Source organism: Pseudomonas sp. F9001 (genome assembly GCF_013385435.1).
Taxonomy (GTDB): Bacteria; Pseudomonadota; Gammaproteobacteria; order Pseudomonadales; family Pseudomonadaceae; genus Aquipseudomonas.
The window spans coordinates 1-10,411 of record NZ_JACAPX010000063.1; the positions used below are offsets into that span (position 1 = coordinate 1).

Annotated in this window: 2 protein-coding genes; both read left to right on the plus strand. The window is 62.7% G+C overall.

The window, feature by feature from the left end; translation table 11 throughout:
• A partial coding sequence (locus tag HX818_RS30965) for a non-ribosomal peptide synthetase (protein WP_177021360.1) occupies positions 1-4,148 on the plus strand: 4,148 nt, incomplete at its 5' end.
• A gap of 10 nt (positions 4,149-4,158) precedes the next feature.
• Positions 4,159-10,411, plus strand: a 6,253-nt coding sequence (locus HX818_RS30970) for a non-ribosomal peptide synthetase (RefSeq protein WP_177021361.1), incomplete at its 3' end; no start/stop codon positions are given.

A 10,411-nucleotide genomic window follows, 5' to 3' on the forward strand; every position in this document is an offset into this window, starting at 1 on the left:
AACTGCAGCAGGGGCGTGTCGTAGCACTGCCGGCCAAGACTTCGTCGGTCAAGGCCTGGGGCGAGCGGCTGCTGCGTCACGCCAGCAGCGAGCAGATGCATCAAGAGCTGGATTACTGGCAGCAAGCGTTGCAGGGCGTACCTGCAGCACTGCCGTGCGATAACCCTCACGGTAAACAATTGAATCGTGACGCGCAGGTGGTGCACACGCATCTGGACAAAACGCTGACTCGACAGCTGTTGCAGCACGCTCCGGCGGCGTACCGGACTCAGGTCAACGACCTGCTGTTGACGGCGTTGGCGCGGGTCATCAGCCGTTGGGCGCAGACGCCTTCGGTGCTGGTGCAGTTGGAGGGGCACGGCCGCGAGGAGTTGTTCGACGAGCTGGACCTGACCCGCAGCGTGGGGTGGTTCACCAGCGTATTCCCGGCGAAGCTCACCCCGGCGGCCGATATCGCGGGTTCCATCAAGCAGATCAAGGAGCAACTGCGGGCGATCCCTGAAAAGGGCCTGGGTTTTGGCCTGCTGCGTTACTTGGGGGATGCCCACGCGCAATCGGTGCTTGAAGCGTTGCCGACACCGCGTATTACCTTCAATTACCTCGGTCAATTCGATAGCAGTTTCCAGGCGCAGGACGCGTTGTTCATGCCAGGCCGCGAGCCTGCCGGGGCCGAGCAAAGTCCTGAAGCGCCACTGGGCAACTGGCTGGAAATCAACGGCCAGGTGTACGACGGCGAGCTGGACTTGAGCTGGACCTTCAGCCCGCACATGTTCGATGCACAAGCCCTCAAGGCCCTGGCCGATGACTATGCCGGTGAGTTGCAAGCGCTGATCGAACATTGCTGCCTGCCGTCCACCCAGGGTGTGACCCCTTCGGACTTCGCCCTGGTGCAGTTGACCCAGCAGCAACTGGAAGGGTTGCCTGTACCCGCAGGGGATATCGAGGACATCTTCCCGTTGTCGGCCATGCAGCAAGGCATGTTGTTCCACAGCCTTTACCAGCAGGACGCCAGTGATTACATCAACCAGATGCGCCTGGATATCGATGGTCTGGACACAGCGCGTTTCCGCGACGCCTGGCAAGCGGCGGTGGATGCCCATGACAGCCTGCGCAGCGGTTTTATCTGGCAGGGGGAGTTGGACCATCCGCTGCAGATCATTCGCAGGCAGGCGCCGCTGAGTTTTGTCGAGCACGACTGGCGTACTCGTCCCGAGCTGGCGGCGGCGCTGGACGCTGCTGCCGCTGCCGAGCAGGCGCAGGGTTTCGATCTGGGCGAGGCGCCGTTGCTGCGCTTGACCCTGATTCGTACGGGCGAGCAGCGTCATCATCTGATTTACACCCACCACCACATCCTGATGGACGGCTGGAGTAACTCGCAGTTGCTGGGTGAGGTGCTGCAACGCTACAGCGGTCAACATGCGATGGCGCCGGTCGGCCGTTATCGTGACTATATGGCGTGGCTGGCATCCCAGGATACGGCACGCAGTGAGCTGTTCTGGAAGGCTCAGTTACGCCCTCTGAGCGAGCCCACCCGGCTGATCCAGGCGTTCGGCGCCATGCCTGTGCCGGTGCAATCAGAGCCTGCCTACGGTGACTACCAGCAACTGTTCGACGCCGCCCGTACCCATCGCCTGAACGAGTTCGCCCGTCAGCACAAGGTCACGCTCAATACCGTGCTTCAGGCCGCCTGGCTGGTGTTGTTGCAACGCTACACCGGACAGCAGACCGTATGTTTCGGTGCCACGGTCTCGGGGCGCCCGGCCGATATTCGCGATATCGAGCAGCAGGTCGGGCTGTTCATCAATACCTTGCCAGTGATCGCCGAGGTTCGTGCCGAGCAGCCGATGGGTGAGTGGTTGCAGGTGTTGCAGCAACAAAACCTGATGCTGCGGGAGCACGAGTACACCCCGTTATTCGAGATCCAGCGCTGGGCCAGCAGTGCCGCCGATTCGCTGTTCGACAGCCTGCTGGTATTCGAGAACTACCCGGCTTCCGAAGCGTTGCGCCAGGCGGCGGTGCCCGAGCTGAGCTTCGGCCCTGTCGACAGCCAGGAGCGGACCAACTACCCGTTGACCCTGGCGGTGGCGACCGGCGAGACCCTGGCGATTCACTACAGCTACCTGCGCGCGTCTCTGGCCGCCGAGCATGTACGCCAGATCAGCCTGCACCTGGAACAACTGCTGGAACACATGCTGGCATTGGTTCCGGGTGCCGCAGTCGGCGAGTTGCAACTGGTGACGGCCATCGAGCGCCAGCAATTGGTGGATGACTGGAACTGCCGTGATACGCGCTTCAGTACCACCACTTCGATCCATCAGTTGATCCAGGCCCAGGCCCTGCGTGCACCGGATGCCGTGGCCTTGATGTTTGCCGAGGAGCAACTGACCTATGGGCAACTGGATCGGCGTGCCAACCGCCTGGCCCACAAACTGATCGAGCAGGGTGCCGGGCCGGACGTTCTGGTGGGCATCGCCCAGGAACGTGGGCTGGGCATGGTGGTTGGGTTCCTGGCGATTCTCAAGGCGGGCGCGGCCTATGTGCCGCTCGACCCGGAATACCCGCGTGAACGCCTGGCCTACCTGATGCAGGACAGTGGCATCGGACTGCTGCTCACCGATTCGCGCCTGGCTGAGCGCCTGCCGACGCCCGTCGGGATCACGCGCCTGGAGCTGGACCGGCTGGCGCTGGACGCAATGCCCGACAGCCCACCGGTGGTCGACCTGCACGGGCAAAACCTGGCCTATGTGATTTACACCTCGGGCTCCACCGGCCAGCCCAAGGGCGTGACGGTTGCCCATGACGCCCTGGCCATGCATTGCCTGGCTATCGGCGAGCGCTATGCCATGAGCGAGCAGGACTGCGAGCTGCATTTCATGTCCTTCGCGTTCGACGGTGCCCATGAACGCTGGCTGACCACCTTGAGCCACGGTGGCCGCCTGTTGATTCGCGACTCCAGCCTCTGGACGCCGGAGCAGACTTACCAGGCCATGCACCGTCACAGTGTGACCGTCGCGGCATTCCCGCCGGTGTATTTGCAGCAATTGGCCGACTACGCCGACCAGCATGGCAACCCTCCGGCCGTGCGCATCTACTGCTTTGGCGGTGATGCGGTGCCCCAGGCGTCGTTCGAGCTGGTCAAGCGTGCGCTCAAGCCGCAGCACATCATCAACGGCTATGGCCCGACCGAAACCGTGGTTACGCCGCTGATCTGGAAGGCTGCGGCAGACCAGATGTGCGGCGCCGCCTATGCGCCGATCGGCAGCCGTATCGGTGACCGCAGTGCCTATGTACTGGATGCCGGCGGCGGGTTGCTGCCTCAGGGCCTGGCCGGTGAGTTGTACCTGGGCGGGGAAGGGGTGGCGCGTGGTTACCTTAACCGTGCGGCGCTGACGGCCGAGCGCTTTGTACCGGATCCGTTCGCTGGCTCCGGTGGCCGTCTGTATCGCAGCGGCGACCTGGTTCGCCAGCGGGCCGACGGGGTGATCGACTACCTGAGCCGGATCGACCACCAGGTAAAAATCCGTGGTTTCCGTATCGAGTTGGGGGAGATCGAGGCTCGGTTGCAGGAGCAACCGCAGGTGCAGGAAGCCGTGGTGCTGGCGCAAGAGGGCGTGAACGGGGCGCAACTGGTGGGCTATGTGGTGACTGCCGTCACTGCAGCAGACGAGGAGGTATCGGGCGCGCGGACTAAATTGCGTGAGCGGCTCAACGTTCGTCTTAAAGAGATTCTGCCGGGCTACATGGTTCCTACCTATCTGGTGTTCCTCGAAGAGTTGCCCCTGACCCCCAATGGAAAGCTGGATCGCCGTGCACTGCCGGTGCCCGACGCCAGCTTCATGCAGCGCATTTATGCCGCCCCGCAAGGCACCGTGGAGCAAACCCTGGCCGCTGTCTGGGCGGACGTCCTGGGCGTGCAGCAAGTGGGCAGGGAGGACAACTTCTTCGAGTTGGGTGGGCATTCATTACTGGCGACGCAAGCGACTGCGATGGCGCAGATGCAATTGGGAGCCAACGTCGCGCTGGACCTGATCTTCAAGGCAAGCACCTTGCGTGACTACGCAAGTGCTGTTGATGGCTGCTTGAACAGCAACCTTGAGCAGGACCTGAGCGATATGCATGACTTCCTCACCGAGCTGGAGACAAATTGAGATGGCGTTAATGGATAACATCGAGCTGGTTCAACGTTTCATCAGGCTGGCGCTGCCTCAGCGCAAGGCCTTTTTTGAAAAGTTGGCCAGCAAGGGCATGAGCCTTGGGCAACTGCCTGTGCCGATGATCCGCCATGAGTTTGAAGCCATACCGTTGTCCTATGCCCAGCACCGCCAGTGGTTTCTCTGGCAGTTGGAGCCCGAGAGCGCGGCCTACCACGTACCTGCTGCCCTGCGTTTGCGGGGTGTGCTGGATGTCGAGGCTTTGCAGCGCAGCTTTCAGGTGTTGATCGAGCGTCATGAGTCCTTGCGTACGCGTTTTGTCCAGGATGCCGGGCAGACGTTGCAGGTGATTACCCCGGCGGCGGACTTTAACCTGCCGGTGCACACCCTGGAGCCTGGCGATGCGGCCGGGCTTGAGGCGCGCATCAGTGCATTCGTCGAAGCACAGACGCGTCAGTTGTTCGATTTGCAGCAAGGCCCGTTGCTGCGGGTCTGCCTGTTGCGCGTGGCGCCGGACGAGCATGTGCTGGTGCTGACCCAGCACCATATCGTTTCCGATGGTTGGTCCATGCAAGTGCTGGTTGAGGAACTGGTGCAATGCTACGCCGCCTTCACCCAGGGCCACGCTCCGCAACTGCCGGCGCTGGCGATCCAGTACGCCGACTACGCCATCTGGCAGCGACACTGGATGGAGGCTGGCGAGCGTGATCGTCAACTCGCTTACTGGACCGCGCAGTTGGGCGACCTGCCGCCGGTGCTGGAGCTGCCCACCGACAAGCCCCGCCCCTTGCAACCGAGCTACCGTGGCGAACGCCTGGAAATGGCCCTGGATGCGAGCCTGGGGCAACCTTTGAAAGCCCTCGCCCAGCGTGAGGGGGTGACGCTGTTCATGGTGTTGCTGGCATCGTTCCAGTTACTGCTGCACCGCTACAGCGGGCAGCGGGATGTCCGGGTCGGGGTGCCGGTGGCCAACCGCAACCGGCCGGAAACCAAAGGCCTGATCGGCTTTTTCGTTAACACCCAGGTGCTCAAGGCCGAGATCGACGGCCAGATGTCGTTCCGGGCCTTGCTGGCCCAGGTCAAGCAGGCAGCCTTGGGCGCCCAGGAGCATCAGGAACTGCCCTTCGAGCAGTTGGTCGAGGCGCTGCACCCCGAGCGAAGCCTGGGGCATAACCCGTTGTTCCAGGTGATGTATAACCACCAGAGCGAAGGTCGCGGCTCCAGTGCCGAGCCCGTATTGAACCTGCCGCAGTTGACCGTCGAAGGCCTGGACTGGAAAACCTGCACGGCGCAATTTGACCTGACCCTGGACACGGCGGAGTCGGCACGCGGTCTGTCAGCCGCACTGACTTATGCCACCGATGTATTTACCGCCGAGGCCATCGAACGCCTGGCGCAGCATTGGCAAAATCTGTTGCGGGCAATCATCACCAGTCCGCACCAGGCGGTAGGGGAGTTGCCGTTGCTGGCGGCGGACGAACACCGGCGCATCCTCCAGCAGTGGAACCCGAACCTGCGGGCATTCGACGTGAACCAGTGCCTGCACCATTTGATCGAAGCCCAGGCCGAGCGTACCCCCGATGCCCTTGCCATCAGCTACGAAGATCAGCACCTGACGTACGGTCAGTTGAATGCGGATGCCAACCTGTTGGCGTATCGGCTGATCGAGGCCGGTGTCGGCCCTGATGTGTTGGTGGGGCTCTCTACCGAGCGCTGCCTGGAGATGCTGGTCGGTCTGCTGGCGGTGCTCAAGGCCGGTGGTGCCTATGTGCCCATGGACCCTGGTTATCCACAGGATCGTTTGCATTACATGATGCAGGACAGCAGCATTGCGTTGCTGTTGGCGCAGTCCTCTGTGCTTGAACACTTGGCGCCAGCACCGTCGATTCGTGTGCTGGCACTGGATAACGTCGTCGGCGCAGGCCAGGAACCGTCGGGCAACCCGCAGGTGGCGGTCAGCCCTGACAACCTGGCATACGTGATTTACACCTCGGGCTCTACCGGACAGCCCAAGGGCGTGCTGCTGCCCCATCGCAATGTGGTGCGCCTGTTCAGTGCCACCGATGACTGGTTCCGCTTTGGCGCGACGGATGTGTGGACGCTGTTCCACTCCTGTGCCTTCGACTTTTCCGTGTGGGAGCTGTTCGGTGCGCTGACATACGGCGCGCGCCTGGTGGTTGTGCCCCATGACGTCAGCCGTTCCACCGAAGACTTCTACGCCTTGCTCTGCCGTGAGCAAGTGACCGTGCTCAACCAGACACCTTCGGCGTTCAAGCAGTTGGTGCAGGTCGCCTGCGCTCACCCGGCCGCAGGCCTTGAGCACTTGCGCTACGTGGTGTTTGGCGGTGAGGCACTGGAGGTCAAGGCATTGCAGCCGTGGTTTGAGCATTTCGGTGATCGTTCGCCGCAACTGATCAACATGTATGGCATCACTGAAACCACCGTTCACGTGACGTATCGACCCATCACCCGGGCCGACTTGGCGAACGAGGCGAGCAGCCCGATCGGCGAGCCTATCGTTGACCTGTCCTGGTACCTGCTGGACGCTCAGCTCAACCCGGTCCCTGAAGGTTGCATCGGCGAGCTGTATGTCGGCCAGGCGGGCCTGGCCCGAGGCTACCTGCACCGTGGCGATCTGACCGCCAGCCGGTTTATTCCCGATCCGTTCCGTGCTGACGGCGCGCGCCTGTACCGTACCGGCGACCTCGCGCGTTTGCGTGCGGGCGGGGTGGTGGAATATGTCGGGCGGATCGACCATCAAGTGAAAATTCGCGGGTTTCGTATCGAGTTGGGTGAGATCGAGGCGCAACTGCTCAAGTTGGCTTGCGTGCGTGAAGTTGCGGTGTTGGCCCGGCCCGGCGTGGGCGGCCAGCAGTTGCTGGCCTATATCGTGCCGGCCGCACCGGTCTTCGACGCAGAGACCCATGATGGCCTGCGCGAGACCATTCGCCAGTCGCTCAAGGCCGAGCTGCCGGACTATATGATTCCGGCGCATGTGGTCTTTCTGCCGAGCCTGCCGTTGACGGTCAACGGCAAACTCGACCGCCAGGCGCTGCCAGAGCCTGAGCTGCAACAGCAGTCGTATGAAGCGCCGTGCGGTGAGCTGGAACAACAGGTGGCGTTGATCTGGCAAGAGGTCCTGGGGGTTGAGCGTGTCGGTCGCCAGGACGATTTCTTCGAGCTCGGCGGTCACTCGTTGCTGGCCACCCAAGTGGTATCGAGGGTTCGTCATGGTCTTGAGCTGAACGTGCCGCTCAAGGCGTTGTTCGAGCACACGACCCTGCAGGCATTCGCCCGGGTATTGAACCAGGAACCCGCCGAGCAGGCCCCCGCGTTTGTCGTGGTTGATCGTGGCTCGGCATTGCCGTTGTCGTATGCCCAGGAGCGCCAGTGGTTCCTCTGGCAGCTCGATCCCCTGAGTGGTGCCTACAACATACCGACGGCCTTGCGCCTCGCAGGCGCGCTGGATATCCAAGCGCTCCAGAGCAGCTTTGACGAGTTGCTGGTGCGTCATGAAACCTTGCGTACCACGTTTGTCCAGGACCATCAGCGCACCCTGCAAGTGATCCATGCGCCAGTGCCAATGGCGATTGTCGTGGACACCCTTGACGCCGGCACTGATCCGCACGCCGGGATTGCCGCTTATGTGCAGACCCATGCCGAGGCGTTGTTCGACCTGCAGACCGGGCCCTTGTTACGCGTGAAGTTGTTGCGCCTGGCCGATGATGATCACGTGCTGGTGCTGACCCAGCATCACATCGTCTCCGATGGCTGGTCCATGCAACTGATGGTGCAGGAACTGGTTGAGCTCTATGACGCCTTCAGCAGCGGCCGCGCGCCTGAGGCCAGGCCATTGCCGATCCAATATGCCGACTATGCCGCCTGGCAGCGTCAATGGATGGAGGCCGGTGAGCGTAAGCGCCAACTGGCTTATTGGACCCGGCAACTGGCCGGTGACCAGCCGTTGCAATTGCCGTTGGACTATTCGCGCCCGGCCGAACAAAGCTTTCGGGGGGCGCAGCTGGAAATCGTCCTGCAACCCGGGCTCGGCGCTTCGCTGCTCAGCCTGGCCCAGCAACTGCGTGTGACGCCGTTCATGCTCTTGCTTGCCTCATTCCAGACGTTGCTGCATCGCTACAGCGGGCAATCCGACATCCGGGTCGGGGTCCCGATTGCCAACCGCAACCGGGTTGAGACCGAGCGCCTGATCGGCTTTTTCGTCAATACCCAGGTACTCAAGGCCGATGTGAAACCGACCCTGGCGTTCGCGGATGTCGTGCAGCAAGTCCGGCAGACCGCCCTTGAGGCCCAGGCTCACCAGGACCTGCCATTCGAACAGTTGGTTGAAGCGTTGCACCCTGAGCGCAGCCTGAGTCATAGCCCGCTGTTCCAGGTGATGTTCAACCATCAGAGCGAGGCGGCGCGCGAACAGCAGGCGACGCGCTTGCCGGGCCTGGCCATCGAAAGCCTTGAGTGGGCCAGCCACACGGCCCAGTTCGACCTGGTGCTCAATACCTTTGAAACCGGGCAAGAGTTGGCCGCCACGCTGACCTACGCCACCGATCTGTTTGCGCCGGCGACGGTCGAGCGTCTTGCCGGCCATTGGCAAAACCTGCTGTGCAGCATTGTCGCGGATCACACGCGGCCGGTTGCCGAGCTGTCGTTGCTGGGCGGTCATGAGCTTGAGCTGATTGAGCGGACTTGGAACGCCAATGGCCTGGACTTCCCGCGTGAGCGGTGCATCCATCAGCAGATTCAGGATCAGGTGCAGCGTACGCCCGACGCCCTGGCGGTTATCTGGGGTGATGAGCAACTGACCTACCGCCAGTTGAACGGCCGGGCGAATGCCCTGGCCCACAAGCTGGTGGCGCTGGGTGTTGGTCCTGAAGTGCGGGTTGGCGTGGCCATGCCGCGCAGTGCGCAGATGGTCGTGGCATTGCTCGCGGTGCTCAAGGCGGGCGGCGCGTATGTGCCGCTGGACCCGGATTACCCGGCCGAGCGCGTGGCCTACATGCTCAAGGACAGCCAGGCGCGGGTGTTGTTGACCCAGGCTGCGGTGGCGCTTGAGGTGGATGCTTCGATTGACGTGCTGCTTGTGGATGCTCAGGAAGTTGATGATCAGGATCTGGACGTTGCGGTCCACGCCGGCAACCTGGCCTACGTGATCTACACCTCCGGCTCGACCGGCCTGCCCAAGGGCGTGGCCATTACTCACCGCAATGTGGCGGCGCTGACCCAGTGGTCGCAGCAGGTTTACAGCCCTGAAGACATTCAAGGGGTGCTGGCCTCCACGTCGATCTGCTTCGACTTGTCGGTGTGGGAGCTGTTTGTGACCCTGGCCGGCGGCGGCTTTATCGTCGGTGCCCGCAATGCCCTGGAGCTGCCGGAACTGGCGGCCCGAGACCGGGTGCGCCTGATCAACAGCGTGCCTTCGGCGATGGGAGCCTTGCAGCGTGCCGGGCAAATCCCGCAAAGCGTGCGCATCATCAATCTGGCGGGCGAACCGCTGAAGCAGTCGCTGGTGGATGCGCTGTACGAGCATGCCCATGTGCAGCACGTTTACGACCTGTATGGCCCGTCGGAAGACACCACTTACTCCACCTGGACCCGCCGCGAAGCCGGTGGCCAGGCCAATATCGGCAGGCCGTTGGCCAACACCGCCAGCTACCTGCTCGACGCCGAGTTGCACTCGGTGCCGGTCGGCGTGGCGGCGGAGCTTTACCTGGCCGGTGAGGGCATCACCCGTGGTTATCTACTGCGTCCGGGGCTGACCGCCGAGAAGTTTGTGCCGAACCCGTTCTCGACCACCGGCGATCGTCTGTATCGCACCGGCGACCTGACCCGTTACCGCAATGACGGCGTGATCGAATACGTTGGCCGCATCGACCACCAGGTGAAGATTCGTGGCCTGCGCATCGAGCTGGGAGAAATCGAAAGTCGCCTGCTGGCCCACCCAGGTGTGCGTGAAGGGGTGGTGCTGGCCCTGGACGGCGCGAACGGCCAGCAACTGGTTGCCTACGTGGTGCTGTCGCAGGCCACAACGACCCAGGACGCCCTGCGAGCCAGCTTGCGTGAACACTTGCCGGATTACATGGTGCCCACCCAGTGGTTGTTCCTTGAGCAACTGCCGCTGACCCCCAACGGCAAACTCGACCGCAAGGCCTTGCCGCAACCGGATCTTGAGCCGCAGCACAAACTCTATATCGCGCCCCATAACGAGCTGGAACAGCGCATCGTCGCGATCTGGCAGGACGTGCTCA